Source organism: Rhodococcus sp. 05-2255-1e, from assembly GCF_002259025.1.
GTDB classification, from domain to species: domain Bacteria; phylum Actinomycetota; class Actinomycetes; order Mycobacteriales; family Mycobacteriaceae; genus Rhodococcoides; species Rhodococcoides fascians.
On the sequence record NZ_NOZE01000009.1, the window covers coordinates 42,915 to 65,742 of the forward strand.

Genomic DNA, 22,828 nt, shown 5'->3' on the forward strand with positions numbered 1-22,828 from the left:
GAGTGGTTTCTGTTGATGACGACTTGCTAGGTCCGTCGCAGTGCTCGGAGCGAAGGCAGCAGCCGTTGGTAGTGAGGGCCAAGCACGCGCGTTGTCGCGGCGACGAGGCGGGCGTCGTTCCCTATTGTCACCTGCGACTTCCCCCTCCACGCACCCGCAATGATTTTTTGGGCGGCCACTTCGGGGGTGGTTCGGGCTATGCGTCTATCGAAAAAATCGGCAGTCCGCACGTGATCAACGCCCGGTGCCGCCCGCGCCGTCCGAGCGATCGACGTCTTGAGTCCACCAGGGATCACACAGGTCGCACGCGCGGTTCGTGACGCCAGGCGGAGTTCCTGGTTCAGGGCTTCGGTAAAGCCCCGAACGGCAAATTTGGATGAGTTGTATGCCGAGTAGCCTGGTGCGGACATGACTCCAAATGCGGACGACACGTTGATAATTCGGCCTCGACGTGACGTTAGAATGTCCGGCAGAAAAGCGCGAGAGCTGTTGACGACGCTCTCGAAGTTGGTTGCCATCACGAGATCGAAATCAGCTGGGGGAGTGTCGATGACATCGCCGCTATATAGAACACCTGCGACGTTGAAGACCGCATCAATACCGCCGAGCCCATTGCGCGAAGATGCGGCCCACGAAGTGATTTCGGCCCGGCTGGAGACGTCGACACGGGTCGCTCGCGCGATCGCGGCCGTCGCAGCACATCGAGACTGTGTGTCGAGGAGGGCGTCGTAGTTGCTGTCGGCGAGCGCGAGTGACCACTTCTGTTGTGCTAGCTGCAAGGCGATCTCGCGGCCTACGCCCGAACCCGCGCCGGTAATCGCTGCTTTCCATTCACCTGGCATCTGCTCGCCCCTCCTGCGCCTCGCTACCTTGGGTAACTAGGAACAGTAACGAAAGGCTTGCAGTCGCGCTAGCAACCAGCTGGTCTGTATTTCGTTTTGTATCTAGTCGTTCCGGTGCGCTTTGTTCGGAGGCGCTCGGACGAGCGGTGAACCATATGCGTGAGTACGACTCGGGTCCGTAAATGTTGGCAACGCATTTGCGGGACGGTCGGTGTAGATAGGTGTCTGAAAGTCGATCTAATGTCGCCGCGGTAAATTGCATTTTCCGCGCCGTCTTGAGGAAAACACCAGTTCAGCACAGTTTCGCTCTGCAGAGACGTCGGCAATCTGCGTTAGGCTGCGCATATGGACTTCCGACCAGGCCGAACACATGCGGTGACCCCTTCCGCAGGCATTTCGGGCACGGGAAGGCCGATGGCTGTCGAGCCGGAGATCCCGCCCGCCGTCGCGAAGCGGATCGCAAGCGCCGTGCAGTCCTCCCGCTCCGAGGGAACGCGCAAGACCTACGCGGCCGCGTGGAAACGCTTCACAAGCTGGTGCGAGACGAATGGTCACGTGACGCTACCGGCGCACCCGGTCACTGTCGCCGCCTACCTCGTCGACGCCGCCGATACCCGCACCGAAGCAGGGGAGCGGGCCTATGCCGTCGCCACGTTCGGTACTTGGATCGCGGCGATCAACCACCAACACCGAACCACCGGACATCTATCGCCCTCCGCGCACGAACTCGTCACTGCAACCCTGTCGGGGATCCGGCGGGAGTACGCGGCCGCGGGGGACCGACCCCGCACCCCGCGAGACCCGTTGCTGGTCGACGACATCAAGCTGCTCGTCGCGACCGCGCGGGAACGGTGTCACGGCTGGGCCGACGAGGTCCTTGAACGCCGCGATTCGGCCATTCTGCTCCTCGGGTTCGCCGGTGCCTACCGCCGCAGCGAACTCTCCGAGATGGTCTGCGGAGACGTCACCGTGCACCGGCACGACGGACTCCACATCCGGCTACGTAAGTCGAAGACCGACCAGGAGGGTAGGGGAGCGGTGAAAGCCCTGCCCTACACGGAGTCCCACCAGACCTGCCCGCCCTGCGCGTACGTCCGATGGGCGCAGGTGGTCGCCGCCTTCGATGCCGGCGGCCGGCCTTCAGTGATCCGGCTTCTCAGGAAGCGGGATCCATTCGACGGTCACGTGTGCCGTGGGAGGGTGCCCCGCACCGCCGCACGGGTGCCCCTGCTTCGTACAGTCACCAAGAACGGCAATCTCGGTTCCACCGCGCTATCCGGAGCGGCAATCCACCAAACCATCCGCCGCCGCGCCGAACATGCCGGATACGACCTCAAGGCTCTCGCCAAGCTCGGAGGCCACTCGCTCCGCGCCGGTTTCGTCACCCAAGGCAACCGCAACGGTGCCGACGGATCCGCCATCGCCCGACAGACCGGACACGCCAGACTCGACTCCGTCGAGGTGTACCGCCGCGAATACGCACCGCTGGTGGGCAACGCCGTTACCGACATCGGCCTGTAAGTACTGCGCCGATTCGCGTGGGGCGGCAACTGGAGCCACGTCAGCTCGTGGAATAACATGTAAGTAATTTGGTCGTGACGGTTGGCCAGGAGGAGGTGAAGTCGGTGGCACTGGTAAAAGATGCTGCGCTCGAAGATGCGCAGGAAACGCGTCGGGCGCATTGGGGTACCCAACTACCAATCGATCCCTTCTCGATCGCGCGAAGCCTTGGTATCGAGATCACCTATATGACCCTGGATCCGGGCATCTCTGGCATGTTGATTCGCAAGAAGGGGCGAGCCCCTCAGATCATTGTGGACGAAAATGACACGCCTGCGCGGCAGAACTTCACCGTCGCCCACGAAATCGGTCACTACATCGAACGCGTGAAGGTCGACCCGGAGGGGTCGTTCTCTTTCACTGATTACCGCGGTGCACCCGCTGGCCGCGACTTGCACGAGTTCTACGCCGATGAGTTCGCAGGAAACCTTCTTGCCCCGCCTCAAGCTGTGAAGATGCTGTCAGCCCGCGGCATGAGCACAATCGAGATGGCCAAGGCCTTCGACATCTCGCTTCCAGCAATGCAGACCCGGTTGCGGCGACTGGGCAAAAGTTAGTGCACGGCGAGGAGTTTGGGGCACCAGACGACAACGGCCCTATGGATGATGACTTCGATGCATGGCTTGAAGCGAATCCGGACCCTGAGGACTTGGACGAGTTCTTCGACAACGCCAAGTTGAGTGACCTCCAAAGTCAGCATCCAACTTTCATGGGGACCGCAGAAGAGGGTCGGAACCACCTGGCGAAAATGAACCGGGCTGAACAGAAGAAGGCCCGGCAACAGAACAGGCTGCGCAAGCGTTTTTTCAAGTGGGCCGGATTAACCGTAGTCGGAAGCCTGTTCGGAAACTTTGTCCTGTTCACGATCTTCATGATCTGGAACAAGGGGGATATTGCAGACTCAGTGATGATTGCCTGGATCAGCGCAACGGTCGTCGAGGTGCTCGGCATCGCGTACATAATTGCGAACTATTTGTTCGACAACCCAGGCAGCAATGCTTCCCGGGCTAGGCTGATACGGCCGAGTCCAACTGATTCGGTGTAGCTCCGTTCGGTCAGTTCGTTAGTCTGTCCAGCTGTAAATTGGCTGCCAAGCCCTAATGGTCGAACTCAAACGGTCTGGATAGTGAATCGCCCGTGTCGATCCGGTGGTGGTGGCGTGCGCTTCGATCAACGCAACTGCGCATTCGGTGACGTAGACAGCTACCGCGATAGCGTCTGCCATCATCGAAAACATCGATGAGATGTCACCTCCGACAAGGGTAGCCGGCCAGGTTTCTCCGTGGCTGAAGCTCGAACATACGTTGTACTGCTGCTCGACAAGTAGTCCAATCGGTCTGGAGCCAATTTCTGCCGCCAGGTGTGGAGGAGAGTTGTCCTGGATCCATCGTCCGGCTGCGATAACCCTCGCGGTGGGTTTTGCCGATTGCGGGCCGAGTCGGTTCAACTCGGCAATCCATCCTTGGACTTCGTCGCGCTCCAATGTCGGGCCGGGTTCCCCTCGACCCAGTGCCAGTGAGATCTCACCGTCAAGGTATCGCTTGGCGTCGCCAACGTTTGCGAGCGACATCCCGGCTGCGCGCCGTCGTCTAATCTCGCGATCTGGGGAGGACATTACCCAGATTGCCTGCGAAGAGCACTCGAATGCTGTCCGGCACAACGACATAAAACTCGCCGCATGGTGGTTGAACGGCATTGTGTGGGCGACTTGGTCGGTCAAAATATGCAATGCCGAAAGTTGGTCGGTGGCCCACATGATCGGTCCGACCGCCGCGCCTACCACGCCTCGGGGAGGTATTTCGGGAAGAGCCGGAGCGTCATCACGGGCAAGAGAGCTATCGCTGTCTGGAAAGTCGGGGGCCGTAGGCCCGCGCATAGACCAGTTGATCAAAGTGCAACCTCGCTCCACTCTGGAAACTACACGTCCAAGCGGTGGATGTTGAGCCAGGCCGAGCGAGTAAATGGCTTTCCGGAGCACGACTGCATCAGACCACATAACGGCGGGCAGTGCAGTAAATCGCCGTTACCACCTCCAAAAGCTGCTTCCGGCTCATCCGCCAATCAGGCCAAGCCTGCGCCGGCGCGCGTAGCGAGCGATGGGGAATCGCGTTGTGCCCACCGTAACTTCCGTGCGGTTCGCCGGCATGTGCAGCGCTATGTGTCGGTGTCTGTCGGCATGATCACTACATGTCCAGGAAACGGGATCGGAAGAAGCCGTTGGAACGTGAGACCGCCGCGGGTGGGCGTACGTCCAACAAGGCAGTGGTCTATGACGGTATACGCACCGTGATTCAGGACGAGTTTGAGTGGCGAGGTGGGCCATCACTGCTACCTGGCATCGTTCCGCGCGGACTTCTCAGCCGTCGTCGTCAAATGGTGCTGGCTGTCTTCGATGAGTACCTCCCGGACGACGTGGTCGTTCGAATCCGAATCACGGCGTCGATGGCTGCCACCCTCGCCAACCTCCAACCGGATTTGTACGGAAAAGGAGGTTCGGGTTAAACCACAACGAGGGGGGCGAATATAGCTCAAGCCAAGACCGTGCTGGCTAGTGACGACACGTGGGACGTTGTGATCGACTGGGAACGTTTTCTGAACGAATCTCCCGAATCCCAGGCCGAAGTCGACGACCAAACGCAAATCTTGGAACACCTTGCGGCACATGAGCCACAGCACATCTTGATGCATCTGAGCAGCACGGACTCAAGCGACTACGTTGATAGCTTGACGGGTTCGCCAACCGTTCGAGCATGGCGTCACTACGTTGGTGAAGCAATCGATGAATTTCGCTGTGAGTTGGCAGCCAACCGTCGCGTGACCATGACTCCGACCCATGAGTCCACCGCAAGTGACGATGTAGAGCATTTTCGACGCGCATTGAACGAGAGCGCTGCCCACATTGACGACAACCCCAGGCGAGCCGCGATGCAAGCGCTGGGTGCAGCGAAAGAGATGGTGAAAGCTCTTGGCTATCTGGCGGCAGAATACACGGCAGGGGACCGAGAGCCACTTCCCCCCGAGCCCACTGCCGACCGGGTGGGACGAATACATCGGTCAGTTTTGGCCGGACATATTCGAACTGTTCGCCAGTGTGCCTGCTGCCAATGAACCAGCATCCGTAGAGTTTCTCACGACAGTTCTGCAGGCGACTTGCGAGCGAGTCATTACGTGGCTGACGGAGATTGGTGTCCGATACGAGAAAGACGAAAATCTCAACGACTACTGCTGGTGGGACCGGCGGGAGTTCTGACGCAAGGATAGACGACACCAAAGGAACGTAAGAGAAAAACTAACGCGTGACGAGGGCTCGACAGGCTATCGGAGTCTCTGATCCCTCATTTCCTTCGTGAGGTGGTGACAGTCTCCGTCATTATTAGAACGGTTCGAGACCTGCCCTCCCAGCGGCAGTTTTGAGGTGTAAGTACACCGGCGTAGCGGCCCGGCGAAGCGGCTCAGTCGGGTCGAGGTTTGGTGGTCACGACCCGAGGTGCATACACATCCGTCAAGGAACCTTGACGGTGCGGTAACTGCCGTTTACGTCGGGCGCGCCCGAGGCCATCGTGTTCGCACGGCGAGATCGGTGCCGATATGCGCAGTCACATGCTGCGTCGTCGGACCTCCGTGCTCGTTGACGCACCGACCAGTTGGACCTGCCCTGCCCAGGTGGCACCGGGCCCGTTAAACGGGCAGACGTTGATGGACTGAGTGAGACTTCGCAGGACGCTCGACCCTGGAACTCGCTCAACACTTACTCAACACTTTGATCTCGGTTCGGGTGGTTCCATCAGAACTTCGGTGGATACTTGAATTGCGAAAACAGCTGGCCGGATGGTGTATGTGGATCCATATCGGTCCGCAAATCCGTGTGAGCTACTACCAAGAGGTTAGGGGTTCGAATCCCTTCGGGCGCACAGAAGAGAAAGCCCCGAACTGCAGCGATGCGGTTCGGGGCTTTTTCGTCGAGTATCCGAGCTGCGGCCGGCTCGGCATCTGGTCTGTCTAGAACTCGATCCCGAATTCTCGGATTTTTCGGTAGATCGTGGCCCGTGACATTCCGAGGGCATCGGCGGCGGCCTGCTTGTTGCCTCCGTTTTCCTCGAGGCTGCGCACTATTGCGTCTCGGTTCATTGCCTCTATCGGGGTGAGGGTTCTGCGGCTCACCGCCCGGACGGACGGTGGCAGCTTGTCTGCCTCGACGACCCCTGAACGTTGACTCTGCACGACCTCCTGGAGCACGTCGCGGAGCTGTCCGACATTGCCGGGCCAGCTGTATTTGGTCAGCTGACGGACCGCAGCCGCCGACAGTGACAGCTCCTGACCGCGACTGACTTGGCGCAGTAGGTAGGGAATCAATTTGTGGAGGTCTTCGATGCGGTGTCGAAGGGCGGGTACGTGCACGGTGTGGCCGAAGAAGGGGAGTATCAGGGCCTCGCTTCCGGCGCTCTGCGTACAGGTTCCGATGGTGGCTCCCATCCATCCGGCGTGTTCGCGCCCCTGAATCAGGCTCGCGATCTCTTGCTGGACAGAGTTCGGAACCAGGTCGAGGTCGCGAATGATGACGCTGAATTCGTCCTGTTCGATCTCGGTTTCGAGCGCCCGCATCCCTGCGTCCCCGTCGGCGAGTTCGGCTGCGGTGACGAAGTGTGTGCGACTGGAAATATGCTGTTGCGCCGCAGCTTTGAGGACCGCGAATCGGCCCGAGCCGGATTCGCCTGCCACCACGGCCCATTCGTGCCTGCGGACGCACTGCGACACGTCTCGGGTCGCGCGCCTCCACGATGCGCTGTCTCCCACGATGCCGGGCAGCGACCTGATGCCCTCGATGGCTATCGTCGCCGGACCGGCTGTGTCGTTGAGGTAGGCGTGGTACACCGCCACGCCGTGTCGAGGCGCAAGGGCGTCGTCGTGGAACGGCGACAACCTGACGGTCTGCCCACCGGGCAGGGTCAGCAGATACTTGCTGTTGTCGGTGTGGACGCTCAGATCGACTGCGTGCTCGAGCAAGGCGGCTTGGTCTTGCGGGGTGAGGGCATTGCGTAGCTTGCGATTGAGTAGGACGATGTCGTCGCCGAGTGCCAGAACTCCGACCTGTTGGGATCGCCGGCACGCTTTGAGATAGGTGTTGAGCAGAGCGGTCTGCTCCTGACTCGATTGGGACAGCAGTCGACCTTCGATCTGTGCCGTCGCCGATTGCGCAAGTGTCACCAGGAGTGGAGCTCCGTCGTCGATCCACCCGGTCACGTCGAGAACTCCGACGACGAGGCCGGATATGGGATGAACGATGGGGACGCCGGCGCACACCAACCCGCCCAAGCTTCCGACGTAGTGTTCGGCTCCGTAGACCAGAGTCGGTTTGCGAGTCTCGAGCGCTGTGCCGATGCCGTTGGTTCCGGCATATTCTTCCGAGTAGCTGAAGCCCGGTGCGAGATTGACGTTGTCCAAGTTGTCCAGCAGTGGCTTGCTACCGGCCACGCGGTCCAACACCACACCGTCGGCCGAGGTGAGGATCACCGAAATCGGCTCGTCCACCAAACCTGTTGCGAGCTGGCGAAGTACGGGCGCTGCGGCGACGACGAGAGGGCTGTCCAAGTCGGGTTCGCGAACGAAGGGCAGGTGCAGAATGTCGGGTTGGATGTTCAGTGCGCGCGATCGTTCCCACGAGAACGAGATCTGGTCTCGGACCGCGTCGTCGAACTCGTTCTCTACGAAGAACTTGTCACGCGCTCTCGAGAGATCGCGTGCGCCCTGTCTTGCCAAAGCCGCCACCTACCCACAACAATCGAGGAAACTCAATTACCGCCTGCGCGTGAATGATTCGGCGTAGGTGTTCTGCGGGGATCGAGTCTACCCGTCGAAAAGCGTGGCGTCTGCGGTTTTTGACACTCGGTTGCGGCAGGCGCCTCGGGGCCGATATGAATGCCGGTCAGAACTCGCAGCACGACTCGGAGGTCGTGATCGGTCAGCTCGCCGCGCGGATCCAATGAGGACATCATGGTTGTCTCCTTGGTGCGTCTCGGGGATCGGCGTCCTCACTGCGATGCCGACCCCCGAGTAGCGTGAAACTCGTTGGGTTTCAGTAGATGTTCGAGGGGCGGACCATTCCTTCGGCGAGATCGCCGAATCCGGGGGCCATGATCGCGCCCGGGTTGCCGAATACCTCTTCCACCACTGCGGTTTCGGTGGTGATCAGCAGCGCTGCAATGGAAGCCGCACTTTCGAGCGCCGCACGCGTCACTTTGAAGGGATCGATCACTCCGTCGTCGAACATGTCTCCGTATTCGCCGGTGAGCGCATTGAAGCCATGGCCCAGTGGCAGTCCGGACACGATCTCCACGACGTCGTCGCCTTCGTAGCCGGCGTTGATGGCGATCCATCGAAGTGGTTCGGTGAGCGCTTTGCGGACCACTTCGGCACCGATCGCCTGGTCTCCGGTCAGCTCCAACTCGCCGAGGGCGCGATGGGACTGCGCCAACGCGGTACCCCCGCCGGAGACGATCCCGGATTCCAGAGCTGCTCGAGACGCTGCCAGGGCGTCCTCGACACGCAGCATGCGTTCCTTGAGCTCGACACTGGTGGCCCCGCCTACCTTGACCACGGCCACCCGGCCGGTCAGTCGTGCGATCCGCTGCTCGAGGCTGTCCCGGTCGCCGTCGATCTTGGAGCGCTCGAATTGCGACTCGAGCTGAGCCACGCGCGCGTCGAGCAGCTTGGGATCGCCCCGGCCGCCGACAATGGTGGTCGAGTGCTCGGTGACGGTGATGCGGTCGCACGAGCCCAGTTGGTCGAGCGAGACCTCGAACAGTTCGAGGCCGGTGTCCTTGGCGATGACCTGACCCCCGAGTGACACGGCCAAATCTTGGAGTTCTGCGACGCGGCGATGTCCGAAGCCCGGTGCTCGCACCACGACGGACAGCATCGTGTTGTGCATGTTCCCACCGACCAACAGCTGCAGCGCCGGTCCATCGACGTCCTCGGCGATGACGACCAGGGGACGATCTGCTCGCTTTGCGGCTTCGATGCTCGGCATGATGTCCTGGACCTGATTGATCTTCTTGTTGGTCAACAGAATGACCGGATTTTCGTGGACGGCTTCTGCACGCTCGTGATCGGTGATCATGTAGCCGGAAATGAACCCGTGATCGAACTCGATGCCGTCGACCACGTCGACCGACATCCCGAGAGTGTCGCTTTCCTCGGTGGTGACGATGCCCGACTTACCCACGTACTCCACGGCTTTGGCCACGCACTGGCCGATGGCGTCGTCGTCGCTGGCCGCCAGTGTCGCGATGCGCTCGAGGTCTGCATTGCCGACCACCTCGACGGCTTGAGCGCGCAAGGAATCGACGACGGCCGAGACTGCGGTCTCGATGCCTCGGCGCAGACGCATCGGGTTGGCACCGGCGTCCACTGCTCGCAGCCCCTCCCGCACCATCGCTTGGGCGAGCACGGTGGCAGTGGTGGTTCCGTCGCCGACCACTCCGTTCGTCTTCATCGCCACCTCTTTGACCAGCTGCGCACCCATGTTCGCAAACGGGTTGCTGAGCTGAATCTCTTTCGCGATCGTGACGCCGTCGTTGGTGATAGTCGGTGGGCCCGTGAGCTTCTCGAGCACGGCGTTGCGGCCCTTCGGGCCCAGAGTCACCTTGACTGCGTCGGCGAGTGCGTTGACGCCTTGCTCCAGTAAAGCGCGCGCCTCGGTGTTGAACCGCAGTTCTTTGGCCATGACGTATTCCCTTCGAGTGGTGTGATGTGCGGTCGGTTCGGTTCACGGGGTCGAGAGCGTGGACTATCCGGACGAATGTCGAGGCCCTCTTCGGTCGTCCGGCATCATGGGTTTGCCGCTCTCGTCCACGAAGACGCGACTGTTGGGACAGATGCTCAGCCCGAGCGCGCTCCGCCGTCGCAACAACGCTGTGGTGTGTGTTTCGCCTCTGATATCGCGGAGTGTCAGGGAACGAACACGATCGGTACCTTCTCCGGTGCGAGCCAGATGCTCAGCGATCGAACGATCCAGAACCGCGAAGTATGCTTCGAGACAGGCAGTCTCGTGTTGGTCGACGTCGGTTTCGTACATCTTCGAATCTCCCACTCGTGTCGGTTCGGGGCTGCGCATCGATGGCCGGCGCTCGATCGGCCGAAGCGAGGTCAGGGCCGTTCGGCGAGATCGAACCCGATGTACTTGGCGGCGTCCTCGGGGCTGGCGAAGAGCATCGTCTTGTCGTCGAGGTGCACCATGCGGCCGTAATGCGTCGAGCTGATCTCCTCGAAGACCGACCCGTCGAATTCCTGGCCGAGTGCATCGGTCAGCTCGTCGTAGTCGAACGAGAGGAGTTTGGTGCCGTCGACGCGGATCATCGAGGGATACTCGGTGAGCTCGACGCCGTCCTTGTCACCCATGACCTCGGCAACCACACGTCCGACCGGCGTGTTCATCAGCGTCACACCGCACTTGTTGGAGAACTCCGTGTCCGATCCGAAATGCATGGTCATAGTGCCAACTCCTGCGGGATGTCGAGGCCGAGTGATTCGAGCAGAACGGTGAATTTGGCGATCGCCGCGTCCAAGCTGGTCGCGAACGTCACGGCCTTGTCCGCGGGCTGCGACCAGATGGGTTGCAATGCGCGTGCGGCGGCGAGACATCTCGGTACCCACAGCGACATCCATTCGCCGAACAGTGCGCGATTGGCTTCGCCGTGTTCCGGGTCGTGTGTGAGCAGCTGGAACAGCGTCCGGGTGTAGTTGAGGTCGCGGTCGTAGTCGTGCTCGCCGGTACCGACGATGGTCGGGGTGATGTAGTCGCCGTTGCGGGCGGAAATCTGCATCACCAGTTCGGTGCGGAACAGGGAGCCGACGAGTTGCTCGAAGACGATGTTGGTTGCGAAGAGCAATTCGCACCAATCCGGTACAGCCGTCAGCTGTTCCACGACCTCACGTGTCGGCTGCCACTCGGGTGCGCTCTTCCACACCTCCATGTGGGCCGAACCGTCGAAGGAGACATCGGCTTCGGACAGATCGAGATTGAACAATGCGAGATCCTGTGCGAACCGCATCTTGTGGGCGGCGTTCACCGCAACGGCCGTGTTGATCATGTTCGTCGGCCCCGAACGCTGAATGGACGTGAACACATGCAGTGCCAGTCCATTTTCCGCGTGCATCCACGCGCCGACGTTCCGCTCGATGAACTTCAGCCACGGGGTGTTCCAGCCGGCGTAGGCACGGGCCCGCTTGGCGTTGCTCAAACACAGCTCGACCTGGTGCACGACCGCGGAGTTGTTGCGGAAGATCGTCTGGTCCCATTCTTCGTTGGGATCGAGAAATTGGTGCCAGTTCGAGGATTTCGCGACCGTCCACTCCTGTGGGTAACCACCCGGACCGTCGCCGAAGCCGTAGATCCACCCTTGCGTGAGGTGCCGATCCGGGTCCGGCTGAACGTCGACGGTCACGTCCTCGTACATCGTGGCCCGACGTTTGGCCGGTGTGTAGTAGCTGTACGTACGGCTTCTCGAACTGGGGAACTCCTTGGCTCCGGCCTCGGAGTCGGTAAATTCGATTGTGGGGAAGCTGCGTTGCTTCGGCTCCGTCGTGGCAGTCGAGTCTGTGGTGGCAGTCATGTCTGGCCTCTCGGTTGAGGTAGGGGCTGGTGTTCGTCGTGCGCGTGCCCGGTCTCGGCGGTGAACTAGTCGAAGGCAGGGCTGGTGAACTTGTCGAAGAAGATCTGGTCCGTCGGCGTTCCGCACACGTCGAGGAGATCCAGCGCAGCGTCGACCATCGGGGGAGGTCCGCACAGGTAGACCTCGGCTTTGGCGATGTCGGGCTCGAGGCGACGTACGACGTCGGTGACGTTTCCCTCTTCGATCGACAAGGATCCCGAGGATGCGACTCCCGCTGCGTCGGATACGCACGCCACGAAGGTGAAGTCGGCCAAACCTGCACCGAGGGAGATGATCTCGTCGACGTAGAACAAGTCGGCCGGGGTTCTCGCGCCGTAGTAGAAGTGCACGGGACGGGTGTTGCCGGACTCGCTCATGTGCCGGACCAGCGACAGGACGGGTGCCATGCCGGCACCACCGCCGATGCAGACCACCGGCAGGACGTGACCGTCCTTGAGGGTGGAGGAGCCGTACGGGCCGGTCAGAGAAATGCTGTCGCCGACCGAAATTCCGTCGTCCAGCAAGGCCGCGAATACGCCGCCCGGATATTTCTTGATGAGGAACTCGACCTGGTTCGGCGTCGACGGTGTCGACGCCATGGAGAAGGATCTGAACTCGTCGGTGCCGGGGATCTGCAGATCGGCGTATTGGCCGGGTTTGAACTCGAACACCTCGGGCTCGATCGGTTCGAGGCGTAGGGCCACGATGTCGGCGGTGACCGACTCGACCGAGACTACGCGGGTGGTGACGTACTGAATCGGAATTCCGCCCAGTAGTTCGTCTTCGTCGAAATTGAGCAGCTCGATGGTGCAATCACTGTAAGCCTTTGTGCGACAGAGTAGTACGAAACCCTCGTCCTGTTCTGCCTCGTTGCACGCGAAAGTGGAGTGGCCCTCCATCTGAATGTCTCCGTCGAGAACGAACGACTTGCACGCCGAGCAACGTCCTTCGCGACAGCCGTGCATCAGGTGGATTCCTTGTCGGAAGGCCGCGTCGAGAATGTGTTCGTCCTCTCGGACCTCCATCTCGATGTCGACCGGGTCGAACGTGATTCGGTGTGTGTCGGCCACGAGGGGTTCTCCTGAATCGAAAGAAAGTGATCGTGCTGGATGCGGTGGGCAGCGCCCGTGATCGGCCGCTGCCCACCGAGTCTGTGCTCAGGCAGGCATGGTCGCGCCGGCTCGGTACGCGGCGATGTGTGCGTTCCGCTCCGATTCGGTCATCTGGTTCAGCAACACGTTCGGGCTCTGGAAGGTGTTCCCGCGGACATCGTCGAGTGTCCACATCTTCTTCGGATCCAGATCGAGATGTGGCTGACCGACGAGCGTCTTGCCGTCGTCGCGGACGTAGCCGAGATCGGAGACGATGTCGGCGAGATCCTTGCCGTGGTGCAGCGTCTCCCATTCACGGAAACCGGTGAGACGACCCATGTTCGGCGTCTCCTTGCCCTCGTACTCGCCGCGGAAGGCGACTGCGTCGGTCCAGTAGCACGTCTCCGAACAGTAAGTGCGCCACTGGTTGTCGACCTTCTCGACCACCATGTCCTCGCGGATGAGGGCCGGCACCATGCACGTCCAGCAGCGGTGCGGGTACTGGTAGCCGACGTCCTCGAATGCGATCGGCTTGTTGATCCCCGGGTACGCGAGCCGGTTGTACTCCTCCCACCACTTGCCGTACTTGCTGTACCAGCCGGGGTACTTGTGCTCGAACCACTCGAAGTCCGTGTCGGTCATGGTGTCGATGCGCCAGTAGTTGACCGGCCAACCGGTGGCGAAGAATCGCGCGACCTCGTGGACGTAACCCTTGTTGGTGATCCGGTTCCACGCTTCTTCGACCAAGTCGTGGGGGATCGTCAGGCCGTACTTCTCGAGCGGGATCAGGTAGCTGCGGTAGTAGTCGTCGTAGATCCACCGCTGCCACATCTCGGCGTAGCTTTCGCGGTCCTTGCGTCGATCCTTGGTGCCGTACTCGATGAACGTGCCGATGGCCGCGTCGACGACGCAGTGGTTGTTCCACCAGGCGTAACGCAGATCGCGTTCCAGGAGTGGACGATTCCGCTCGTCGGCGAGGGCCATGAGCAGAATCGAGTACCCGTTCGAGATGTGCCGTGATTCGTCGGACTGCACCGAGTGGAACACCGTCGGCAACAGGTAGTCGCCGTTGGCGGCGGCCTCGTCCGGCATGGCCACGAACAAGGTGTTGGTGAACGCCGTCTCCGCCACCACCGTCAGATAGATATTTGCCGCCGTGATGGCATCACCGGTGATGAAGCCCTCGCCGAACTGCCTGCCGATTGTGCCCGCGTAGTTGTTCGCGAACGCTTTCTCGGTCATATCGAAGCCGGCCGGGTCGATGTAGTTGTTCATGTACAGCTTCTTGAGATTCATCTGAATCGTCGAGTGACGCACCTCGTCGATCATCTGAACGGCAAGGCCGTTGTGGATCTCGGGGTTCGGCACGGCGTCGATCGCCATCGGCATCGCACGGGCCGCCGAAATCTCGGGGAACGGAATGATCGAGAGGAACAACTTCTGCCACTCGAGCCAGCGTTGCTGGACCTGGCGGAACATGTTGCCGCGAATGGCACCGTCCATCGCGCCGTACACGCGGTTGTCCTTCTCCTCCTCCATGGGGAAGTAGGACCGCATGATCTGCTTGAGTGGGTCCTTCTTGGGTGCTTTCTCGAACGTGTAGTCCGTGCCGAAGCGAGTAGCAGGGGTAGCGAACGTGGGTTCCCACGTCAGCTCCGAAATCTTCGCGTGTGCCTTGGTAAGGCTTTGCCTACTCAATGTGCGCCTCCTGGATGCGAGGTCGGCAGGGGTTGTCGACCTTCTCGGGAAGATGTGCACATGATTGAACACCGTGATCTACGTCTCATCCGTCTCAGTTTGAGATTTGTGGCACTCAATGTGCGGCCTGGTAGACGGCGTAGAGATCGGTCGAAAGTGCACCCATTGGAAACAAACCGAACGTAAGGTGTGATTGTCTCGCCGAGGAGGGCACGTGAGTTTTGGATCAGGCAGAACGGCGACTGTGAGCGAGTCGGATGCTCAGGCTTCGCCGTTGTTCATCCCGCTGTTGTTCATCTCGGTGCTCTTCGTCGGTGCGTTGCCGTTCTACGTTCGGCAACCGGTCGTCAGCGGTGAGTCGGTGTCGGGTCCGGCGTGGTTCGGCGGTGCGCACCTCGTAGAACCAGCAGCCGATGTGTACTGGCTGTGCGCTCTGCCGGTGTGCATCGGGGCCGTCGCGGTCTACTGCGTGTGGAGCGAACGTCGATCGGGCGTCGCAATGCATGTTCGGCTGTGGCTCGTTGCGAGTCTCGGATTGTCGGGTGCTACAGCAGTTTTCGTGCAGAACGGAATGATGTTCTACGTGGGTAACATGACGATTCGAGGATTGTTGCCCTTAATGGCGATATCGATCGCGGTCCTGGTGTGGGGTGTCGGCCTGCGGTCGCGGTTGCTGGTGGCAATCGGTGTTGTCGCCGCGCTGCGAGTCTGGTGTCCAACCTCTACAACGTCGAGAATCTCGTGCCGCGGGAGTGGGCACTGGACCCCCGCTTCGGTCTGTGGCCGAACATCGTGCTGACCGCAGCGGTGTTCGCGGTCGGAGCAGTGGGGTCGGGGTTTGCCGAACGGTCCCGGCGGTAAAGCCTGCAACGCAGCGCGACCCGGACGATGGGGGTCGTCGCCGGCGGTGGACACTGGCAGGATGGCCAGCCCAGGTGACCCGAAGTCGGTGTGGACGACAGTCTCGGTGATCGTCGGCACCGTGGCAGCAGGCGTCGTAGTCGCCGGTCTTCTCCACGATCCTCAACCCGACGCCGTGTCGATACCCGGCTGTGCGGAGGTCATTCAGCCCGAGGACATGCAGAGAATCAACTACGCCATTGTCGGACCGGATTCCGCCCCGGCAGGGTTCGACGCAGCAGCCAAGTCGGCCGCTTTGGCGCGAGCCCTTCCCGCCGGGACCACGGTAGAACCCGATGCCATGTTCCCACCGCTGACATTCGACTTCAGCGCCTCTGCGTATGGGCGTATCTCGCTGGGCGGAGCCATGGGTGACCTGAACGTGAGGCTGTCGACATCCGACCAATCTGCCGGTCCATGTTTGGCCGGCTACGTCGATGAGCGTCGGACACTGAGTGACGGCACAGTCGTCGATCTGAGATCATCCGAAAGAGGCAGTCGCGTAAAGGTATACGGGACCGACGGCAGCATCGTCGATGTATCCGCCGACCCCGTGTTGACGGTCCAGCAAGTGACCGACATCGCGATGACGCCCGGTCTTCGATGGAATTCCTAGGCCCCCTTGACCGCCGTACCTTGCACGCCGGTGTCGGCACTGCCCCAACAAGTCCGACCCCGCCGCAGTGTCTGCGACGGGGTAGGGCACATGCGCGTGTATCTACGCGCGGGCGACCAGCTTTCCTGCGATTCCCGACAAGATTTCGGTCGGCCTCTGCTGCTCACCCTGCTGAGCACCCAGCACCACGAGGGTTCCGGTCAGAACCGGCAATGCCCACTGGAGGTACTTCAATTGCTTCTGTGCTGCGGCGGCCTCGCGTGGGGTGCCTGCTGACGGCTCGGTTGCCGAATCGATCGAACGACCCTGAGCCTTGGTCGTTTTCGCGCCGAGAACGCCGCTGTATGCAGTAGCGGCCAGGGCGGCACCGGTAACGGCGATCTTGAAGTTGGTGTTGGCGGTGACACCCTGCTGATGACGAGCACGACCGCGGTTGGCCATGAGTATGCCTGTGCCGCCGATGAGATGTGCACCGATGGCCGCGGCGTTGACCGGAGCCCATTTCGCCCACCCTGCCGCGGCAACCTGTGCGCGGTCTCGCGGATCCTGCACCGCAGTGGCAGCACCGTTGACGCCTACGGCACCCATGAGCGAGCCGCCGAACCAGGCAGCAGCACCGAGATCGTGTAGCGAACGGATGAGGGTATTTCTGTTGGACATCTGGGGATCCTTCGGTTGTGTGCGCTGCTCCGATCGCGAAACACGCGATATAACAGAGGTTTTGGCGGCCGCGTGAACGGCTCCTTGTCCATCGGTTACCCGCGTGAGCGGTTTCCACACCTGGGCCCCACGCCGACTCGAACCGGAACGCCACGGATGCGCCCTCGCTCCTCGAACTCCGTCAGGTGTTCAGAGCAGTGAGCCGACCAGTCCGCCGTCCAGAACGAGGCTGCTCCCCGTGCACCACGACGACTGTTGCGATGCGAAGAACGCGACCGCTGCTGCTACTTCCTCCGGTGTGCCGTAGCGCCCTTGTTTGTCGGCGATGAGGGTGTCGAACCCTCCCTCCGGTAGCCCCAGAGCTGCCTCGAATTCGGGGGCTGCCTTGGTGACCAGGGCGGTGTCGATGAACCCTGGCAGCACAGCGTTGACTCGAACACCCTGAGCCCTGAACTCCGTTGCGGCGGTTTCGGTCAAATTTCTCACCGCGGCCTTGCTGGCGGCATAGGGCGCGAGCAGCGCCGAGCCTGCCGTCGCGGTGATCGAGCTGATGGTGACGATGGAGCCGCCGCCGGATGCTGCGATCGCGGGTGCGGCATATCGGATGGTCAGGAACACGCCATCGAGGTTGACTGCCGTGGTACGCCGCCAATCGGCGTACGACATCTGTGCGATCGCTCTGACCTCGCCGACACCGGCGTTGGGAATTGCTATGTGCAGGTTGCCGAAGTGTTCGACGGTCTGCTCGACGAGAGATCGAACCTGATGCTCGTCGGTGACGTCTGTCGCGACGGCGATCGCACCGTCGATCGAGGACGCCACCTGGCGGGCAGCGTCGAGATCGATGTCGGACACGACCACCTGTGCGCCGTCGGAGGCCAGTCGCCGCGCTATGGCGGCGCCGAGGCCTGCCCCGGCACCGGTGACGAGTGCGACCTTGCCGTGGAGAGATTCGTCGATTGGCATTGTGTTCGGTCCTTCCGTGGGAAAGCAGAGGTAGTGCCTTCTCGCTGACGACAGAGAAGACGAAAGATATTGCTGTGTCGCTGTTTCAGCGCTTCAGCAGGTCATCCAGAGCTCGTCGCGCTGCATTCAGTCCCGCCATGCCGTGTGCACCGGGTCCGGGGGGAGTTGCCGCAGAGCACAGATAGAACCCCGGCGTTCCCGTGCGGTACGGGTCTCGGCCGGGCCGTGGTCCGAGGAGCAATTGTGTCGGTGACGACGTACCGCACAGAATGTCGCCGCCGACGAAATTCGCGTTTCCTTCGGCGAAGCTCTGCGGAGACGTGCTGACTGTCTCCACAATTCGCGAACGCAGGCCCGGTGCGAACTGTTCGATGCGGTCGATCACGACGTCGGTGACATCGTGGTCGAGGCCGGCGGGAACATGGGCGTATGCGTACAGCGGTACGACGTCTCCGTCCGCGCGCTGAGGATCTGCGACGAACTGCTGCCCGACGAGGACGAACGGCCGATCGGGCATTCGTCCTGCAGCAACGGCCGCCTCGGCTGCGATGGTGTCCTCGACGCTACCTCCCACGTGCACAGTGCCGGCCTGCGCGACCCGGGGGTCGGTCCACGGGACTCCACCGCGCACCGCGAGGTCGACCTTGAACGCAGCCGGTCCGTGCCGAAACCTGTTGTAGGAGCGACGTGTACGCGTCGTCAATTCCTGGCCGAGTACGTCGGCCACCACGGCCGGCGTCGTGTCGAAGATCGTGATGTCCGACGACGGCAGATCGGCTCGCGTGGCAACCCGCGTCGAGGTCTGCACGGTTGCTCCCAGTTCGATGAGCGCGGAGTGCATCGCCCGTGAGATCGCCGCGGTTCCGCCCTCCGCCACCGGCCATCCGTTGTGGTGTCCCGCGGTCAGGATTCCCACCCCGATGGCGGAGGAGAACACTTCGGTCAACGGACGCATCGCGTGTGCCGCTGCTCCGACGAACAGTGCCCGCGCCTGCGGCGTGGCGAACACCCGTGACAACACCGCTGCGGGCAGAGCAGTCGGCGCACCGAATCTCGCCAGCAGCAGTGGATGTCGGGGCAGGTGCACGACCGGTCCGAGTAGGTCTGCGGACAGTCTGTCGTACGACGACGACGGTTGCCCGAACAGTGCCTTCCATCGTTTGCCGTCCGCGCCCAGGCCCACAGCAGTCTCGTTTATCGATCGATGGAGCAGCGCTGCCGCGTCGTCGAGAAGCGGATGAGCACAATCGATCTCGGGCCACCGCCACGTCAGTCCGTGTTGCTCGAGACCGGCGAGGGCAGGTGAACCCACCGCCATCGGATGGAAACCGGCACAGTGATCGACGAGCAGATCGACGTTGGTGAAAGGCCGGTGGCTACGGGTGCCGCCGCCGATCTCGCTCTCCGCTTCCAGCACGGTGACCTGTATGCCGTCGCGCGCCAGAGCAAGCGCAGCGGCAAGCCCGTTCGGGCCGCTGCCCACTATCGTCGCGGATCGCGTCATGATGTCGATTCTCCAGCACCGGCCGCCGCTGACGACGTCTCCGGTGCCGAGTGTCGAGCGGTTGTCGAGTCTGCGCGACGCCGCCACGTCACCGACATGGGGATGGGGCCGTCGGGCAGCCACGGCTGGGCGGACACCGCGTCGTCGACGTTCCACGTACCGGTTTCGATCACGCCGAGGGCGGCATCGATGAGCTTGTACGACTGCGTCTTTCGATGGATGGGCTGCGATTCGACCCAGGCCACCACGAACTCGCCCGGCTCGAAGTTGCAGCGTCGCTGAATCGCTGCGATGAGGGAGGCGTCGTGCAGGTGGCCGTCGCCGAAGTTGAAGCCGAGAATCGAGTTGCAGGCGAATTCGCCTTCACGCACCGTCCATCGATCGATGTCGGGAACGTTGCGGATCAGAAGCGAGAACAATCCGCGGCCCTGACTGTGCATCGAGCGCCATGCGATGGTCTGTTGCATCGTGATCTCGGCGACGGCAGGCGGGTAACCCATGGCTTCGAGCTGTCGTACCTGATTGCGGGTGGGGCGCACGATCTGATCGAGCTTGTCCTCGGCACCCGGTGCGAACGCCCACAGACCGGAGGCCCAGTTGCCCGCGTACTGGCGCATCGAGGGCGTGAAGGCCACGAGGTCCGGTCGTAGGTTGCCCAGAACCGGGAAGAAGAACAAGCACACCAGCGATGTCGCCACGAACCACGGGGAGGCGTCGAAGATCGAGAATCCCTGTCCGGCAGGGTGTCCGACGAAGAGGAACACTGCTGCGTAGGCGAACAACAGATTCCACTCCAGCGGCACCGCCAGCGGGAACGTCGAGATGATGAACAGGTGGAATGCCACCATGAGAAGTGCTCCGACGAGTGCGACGGTCGTGTTGGTGGTGAGCAGCAACACGACCGGTACCGCGATCTCGACGGTGGTGCCCAATACGTGCGCGATCAATTTGGCCGTTGCCGAGGGGCGAATGTCGTCCGGGAAATTCCGGTAGTGCTTACGCCTGGCCCAGCGCGTGGGAATGCAGGGGCTGTTCGAGACCATGGGCGGAACGACGTTGGCGAAATGTGCACCGAATTTCGAGATGCCGGCCCCGACCCACACCGAGAAGATGAGCAGCTTCAGTCCGACGACGAGGTCGACGATGGCGTTGTCACCGAGAATTCCCACGAGACCGAACAGGACTATCGCAGGACCGTACTGCTCGGCGCGGGCAGCGATGAAGATCGTCTTGTCACGAAGGCCCACAACGATGGTGAGCAAGACCGGCGCGATCGCCCAGCGTGGATCGACGAGGTTGCCGATGCCCTCGGGCAGGATCGAGGCAAATGCACCGGGCGGTGTTCCGGGCGCGATGACGGGTACGAACAGACTCACCAGGAGCGCGAGATACAGCACGACGTCCAGCGGCGTCCTGGTGTCACCCGAGGTGAACGGCACCTTGCCCGGCCACGGAGGCATTCGAACGGTCCCCGGTTTCGCCCAGAACAGGATTCCGCCTGTCATCGGCTTGAACTTGCCGGCGATCGGTCCCCATGACCCCGCGAGTCCGACGGTTTCGAGCAGCATCGTCCAGTAGACCAACTTCTGGTAGACGATCATGTCGTCCCACCACGAGCCGACGTCCCACGGCATCCCAACGCCGGAAGTCAGTGTTGCCAGAGTCAGGCCGATCCCGATGTAGAGCACCAGAAGCTTGACGACGTAGGTGGTGGGGATGACCTTCGGCGAGCCGAAGCCGTAGTCGACCCAATGCAGTGCAAGGGTTTTCACTCGTTCCAGCAGGGGCCGGTCGAGGAAGGTTTCGAGGTCGACAGGTGGAAACTGTCCGTTCTTGAATCCCATGAGTGAGCTTTCTGTAGCGAGCGCTGAGGATGAAGGAGCAGGAGTCAGCCCTGTCGCCCGAGGCTCGGGTCGCGGTGACGCAACCATCGGACTGTGTCCTGCACCACAGAAAGCTACGGGGTTCCTATCGGCGGTCCCAATGGTTCGCCGACCCGAGGCTCACCTTCGTTTTTGTGACGCCGACACAAAGTGCACCCTCAGGAGAGGATCCGAGCCCCGAGCCACTGACATGCGGTGAGGGCAACCTCGACGGCGAGTCGGTCGTCGGACAGTGGCCGGGGGAGCAGCTTCTCGGCATTGTCGACGCGGTAGCGAATCGAGTTCTTGTGCATCGTCATCACCGCAGCCGCCGCGGAGAGGCTCCGTTCGCACGCAAGGTAGATCCGCAACGTGGTGCGCAATCGTTCGGCATGTGTGGTGTCGGCAGCCAACTGCGGTCCCAGCACGCTCAGGACCCAGGCCTGCAATGCCGACGGGTCGCGAGCGCACAGGTCCACCACGGCCAACCCGGGGTCGTCGTAGCGTTCGATCGTTCGGCCTCGGCCACCCAGAACGGCCACGTGATGGGCGCGCTGAGCCTGCCGGTGGGATGTGACGAACCCGGCCGCGTCGAGTCCGATGGCCCCGGCCGCCAACAGGGGTGCGTCCTCGGTCCGCGGTCGAGTGTTGATGCGATCGAGAACGACGGCGAGATCTGTGTCGTTCGATGGAACCTGAATCCATCCCCACGCGGTAGCGCCGTCGCGTCCGACCACCAGGGGAGGGGCCGGACTGTCCAAGTCCGCCGCCAGAGCGCGGATGGTGGTGGTGAACCTGCGCATCCGGTCGCCGCGAACGGCGGACTCACCGACCCAGGCCACGACGGCCAGGTGTCGTCCGCGCAGTCGATACCCGGTCACTCGCTCGACGACATCCACCGACCCCTTGCCGTTCAGGAGATCGAGTACCGCATCGAGTCGAGCATTCTCGCGGTCCGCCAGCCAGGACTCCCGCTCGGTCTCGTACACCGCGGCCACCCGTTGCGAGATCCAGTCGATGTAGTCGAACACCGAATCGACGATCACGCGGTGCGCTTCCATCCGGACCGGGTCCGGCGCGGCCAGCGACATCGAGGTCTCGAACGCTCGATCGAGCAGAAATTGCTGTCCGAGTCGATAGGCGCGAACCAAGGCATTGACCGGCACGCCCCACTGAGCCAGGCGGCGCGCATATTCGATGGCCGCCGCCGGCGGCTCGAATCCGGCACCGCCGATGTCGTGCTGCAGAGCGTGCAGGATGGTGTCGACGTTGCCCTCGATACTCGATCCCAGCAGCTCGATCAGCGATGGTTCGTTGTTCAGTTCCGTGATGCGCGACGCGAGTGTCGTGCGCATCTGCGCCACGACATCTGCCAGCCGGGCATTGAGGTGCGCGGCAACAGCAGCCACGTGAGTGCGCACCGCCTCGGCGGAGGCGGGCGAGATGTCGGCAGGTGTCGGCACGGGTGTTCCTTTTCGT

The 22,828-nt window shown here is 62.1% G+C and carries 19 protein-coding genes; 6 read left to right on the plus strand and 13 right to left on the minus strand.

Features of this window, described 5'->3' with window-relative positions; genetic code table 11:
* Positions 1 to 26 precede the first annotated feature (26 nt).
* Positions 27 to 842, minus strand: coding sequence for an SDR family NAD(P)-dependent oxidoreductase (locus tag CH262_RS03520; RefSeq protein ID WP_094634013.1), 816 nt, complete (start codon positions 840 to 842; stop codon positions 27 to 29).
* A gap of 414 nt (positions 843 to 1,256) precedes the next feature.
* Between CH262_RS03520 and CH262_RS03525 the strand changes: the two genes are divergently transcribed.
* From CH262_RS03525 to CH262_RS03535, 3 genes are all read left to right on the plus strand, one after another.
* Complete coding sequence (locus CH262_RS03525; protein ID WP_249305516.1) at positions 1,257 to 2,363, plus strand: integrase; 1,107 nt, start codon at positions 1,257 to 1,259, stop codon at positions 2,361 to 2,363.
* 104 nt (positions 2,364 to 2,467) lie between these two features.
* Positions 2,468 to 2,959, plus strand: a complete 492-nt coding sequence (locus CH262_RS03530) for an ImmA/IrrE family metallo-endopeptidase (RefSeq protein WP_143547059.1) — start codon at positions 2,468 to 2,470, stop codon at positions 2,957 to 2,959.
* A 41-nt stretch (positions 2,960 to 3,000) separates the two neighbouring features.
* Positions 3,001 to 3,447, plus strand: a complete 447-nt coding sequence (locus CH262_RS03535) for a DUF2569 domain-containing protein (protein ID WP_141216552.1) — start codon at positions 3,001 to 3,003, stop codon at positions 3,445 to 3,447.
* A gap of 18 nt (positions 3,448 to 3,465) precedes the next feature.
* On the opposite strand, the gene CH262_RS03540 is transcribed toward CH262_RS03535, so the two are convergent.
* The gene (locus CH262_RS03540; RefSeq protein WP_094634017.1) at positions 3,466 to 4,158 is read right to left on the minus strand and encodes a hypothetical protein; all 693 of its coding nucleotides are present in this window, start codon (positions 4,156 to 4,158) and stop codon (positions 3,466 to 3,468) included.
* An 815-nt stretch (positions 4,159 to 4,973) separates the two neighbouring features.
* Here CH262_RS03540 and CH262_RS27250 point away from each other — a divergent pair.
* Entirely contained in the window at positions 4,974 to 5,510 is a 537-nt protein-coding gene (locus tag CH262_RS27250) for a hypothetical protein (protein ID WP_143546811.1), read from the plus strand.
* 891 nt (positions 5,511 to 6,401) lie between these two features.
* Here the strand turns inward: CH262_RS27250 and CH262_RS03550 are convergent.
* From CH262_RS03550 to CH262_RS03580, 6 genes are all read right to left on the minus strand, one after another.
* Positions 6,402 to 8,168 (minus strand): sigma-54-dependent Fis family transcriptional regulator, encoded by a 1,767-nt coding sequence (locus CH262_RS03550; protein ID WP_094716908.1) that lies wholly within the window; start codon positions 8,166 to 8,168, stop codon positions 6,402 to 6,404.
* 307 nt (positions 8,169 to 8,475) lie between these two features.
* Positions 8,476 to 10,125, minus strand: coding sequence for a chaperonin GroEL (gene groL, locus CH262_RS03555; protein WP_032407834.1), 1,650 nt, complete (start codon positions 10,123 to 10,125; stop codon positions 8,476 to 8,478).
* Positions 10,126 to 10,547: 422 nt separating this feature from the next.
* Positions 10,548 to 10,892: a propane 2-monooxygenase effector subunit MimD gene (mimD, locus tag CH262_RS03565; protein WP_027494759.1), complete on the minus strand. Its 345-nt coding sequence runs from the start codon at positions 10,890 to 10,892 to the stop codon at positions 10,548 to 10,550.
* The gene (locus tag CH262_RS03570) at positions 10,889 to 12,013 is read right to left on the minus strand and encodes an aromatic/alkene monooxygenase hydroxylase subunit beta (protein ID WP_032366493.1); all 1,125 of its coding nucleotides are present in this window, start codon (positions 12,011 to 12,013) and stop codon (positions 10,889 to 10,891) included. Before CH262_RS03570 ends, mimD begins: the two co-directional genes overlap by 4 nt.
* Positions 12,014 to 12,078: 65 nt before the next feature.
* The gene (locus CH262_RS03575; RefSeq protein ID WP_094716910.1) at positions 12,079 to 13,122 is read right to left on the minus strand and encodes an FAD-binding oxidoreductase; all 1,044 of its coding nucleotides are present in this window, start codon (positions 13,120 to 13,122) and stop codon (positions 12,079 to 12,081) included.
* A gap of 87 nt (positions 13,123 to 13,209) precedes the next feature.
* Positions 13,210 to 14,841, minus strand: coding sequence for a methane monooxygenase (locus CH262_RS03580; RefSeq protein ID WP_027494756.1), 1,632 nt, complete (start codon positions 14,839 to 14,841; stop codon positions 13,210 to 13,212).
* 214 nt (positions 14,842 to 15,055) lie between these two features.
* Here CH262_RS03580 and CH262_RS03585 point away from each other — a divergent pair, with 214 nt between their 5' ends.
* Together CH262_RS03585 and CH262_RS03590 are read left to right on the plus strand one after the other, a co-directional pair.
* Positions 15,056 to 15,640 (plus strand): hypothetical protein, encoded by a 585-nt coding sequence (locus CH262_RS03585; protein ID WP_143547060.1) that lies wholly within the window; start codon positions 15,056 to 15,058, stop codon positions 15,638 to 15,640.
* Positions 15,641 to 15,763: 123 nt separating this feature from the next.
* The gene (locus tag CH262_RS03590) at positions 15,764 to 16,357 is read left to right on the plus strand and encodes a hypothetical protein (protein WP_094716912.1); all 594 of its coding nucleotides are present in this window, start codon (positions 15,764 to 15,766) and stop codon (positions 16,355 to 16,357) included.
* 102 nt (positions 16,358 to 16,459) lie between these two features.
* Here CH262_RS03590 and CH262_RS03595 read toward each other — a convergent pair whose 3' ends face one another.
* The 5 genes from CH262_RS03595 to CH262_RS03615 all read right to left on the minus strand — a co-directional run bounded on the left by CH262_RS03595 (position 16,460) and on the right by CH262_RS03615 (position 22,812).
* Positions 16,460 to 17,017 carry a hypothetical protein gene (locus CH262_RS03595; RefSeq protein WP_094716913.1) on the minus strand — a complete coding sequence of 186 codons (558 nt, stop codon included), beginning with the start codon at positions 17,015 to 17,017 and terminating at the stop codon, positions 16,460 to 16,462.
* A gap of 189 nt (positions 17,018 to 17,206) precedes the next feature.
* Positions 17,207 to 17,983 carry a glucose 1-dehydrogenase gene (locus tag CH262_RS03600; RefSeq protein ID WP_094716914.1) on the minus strand — a complete coding sequence of 259 codons (777 nt, stop codon included), beginning with the start codon at positions 17,981 to 17,983 and terminating at the stop codon, positions 17,207 to 17,209.
* An 85-nt stretch (positions 17,984 to 18,068) separates the two neighbouring features.
* Positions 18,069 to 19,487 carry a phytoene desaturase family protein gene (locus CH262_RS03605; protein ID WP_094717346.1) on the minus strand — a complete coding sequence of 473 codons (1,419 nt, stop codon included), beginning with the start codon at positions 19,485 to 19,487 and terminating at the stop codon, positions 18,069 to 18,071.
* On the minus strand, positions 19,484 to 21,331 hold the full coding sequence (locus CH262_RS03610; RefSeq protein WP_094716915.1) for a DUF3556 domain-containing protein: 1,848 nt from the start codon (positions 21,329 to 21,331) through the stop codon (positions 19,484 to 19,486). Before CH262_RS03610 ends, CH262_RS03605 begins: the two co-directional genes overlap by 4 nt.
* Before the next feature lie 197 nt (positions 21,332 to 21,528).
* Complete coding sequence (locus tag CH262_RS03615) at positions 21,529 to 22,812, minus strand: PucR family transcriptional regulator (protein WP_094716916.1); 1,284 nt, start codon at positions 22,810 to 22,812, stop codon at positions 21,529 to 21,531.
* Positions 22,813 to 22,828: the final 16 nt, after the last annotated feature.

Coding starts and splice junctions, on each gene's coding strand:
- groL (WP_032407834.1), bottom strand. CDS start 10,125: ATGGCCAAAGAACTGCGGTTCAACACCGAGGCGCGCGCTTTACTGGAG.
- mimD (WP_027494759.1), bottom strand. CDS start 10,892: ATGACCATGCATTTCGGATCGGACACGGAGTTCTCCAACAAGTGCGGT.
- CH262_RS03570 (WP_032366493.1), bottom strand. CDS start 12,013: ATGACTGCCACCACAGACTCGACTGCCACGACGGAGCCGAAGCAACGC.
- CH262_RS03610 (WP_094716915.1), bottom strand. CDS start 21,331: ATGGGATTCAAGAACGGACAGTTTCCACCTGTCGACCTCGAAACCTTC.
- CH262_RS03595 (WP_094716913.1), bottom strand. CDS start 17,017: ATGTCCAACAGAAATACCCTCATCCGTTCGCTACACGATCTCGGTGCT.
- CH262_RS03520 (WP_094634013.1), bottom strand. CDS start 842: ATGCCAGGTGAATGGAAAGCAGCGATTACCGGCGCGGGTTCGGGCGTA.
- CH262_RS03535 (WP_141216552.1), top strand. CDS start 3,001: ATGGATGATGACTTCGATGCATGGCTTGAAGCGAATCCGGACCCTGAG.
- CH262_RS03590 (WP_094716912.1), top strand. CDS start 15,764: ATGGCCAGCCCAGGTGACCCGAAGTCGGTGTGGACGACAGTCTCGGTG.
- CH262_RS03525 (WP_249305516.1), top strand. CDS start 1,257: ATGGCTGTCGAGCCGGAGATCCCGCCCGCCGTCGCGAAGCGGATCGCA.
- CH262_RS03600 (WP_094716914.1), bottom strand. CDS start 17,983: ATGCCAATCGACGAATCTCTCCACGGCAAGGTCGCACTCGTCACCGGT.
- CH262_RS03540 (WP_094634017.1), bottom strand. CDS start 4,158: ATGTGGGCCACCGACCAACTTTCGGCATTGCATATTTTGACCGACCAA.
- CH262_RS03605 (WP_094717346.1), bottom strand. CDS start 19,487: ATGACGCGATCCGCGACGATAGTGGGCAGCGGCCCGAACGGGCTTGCC.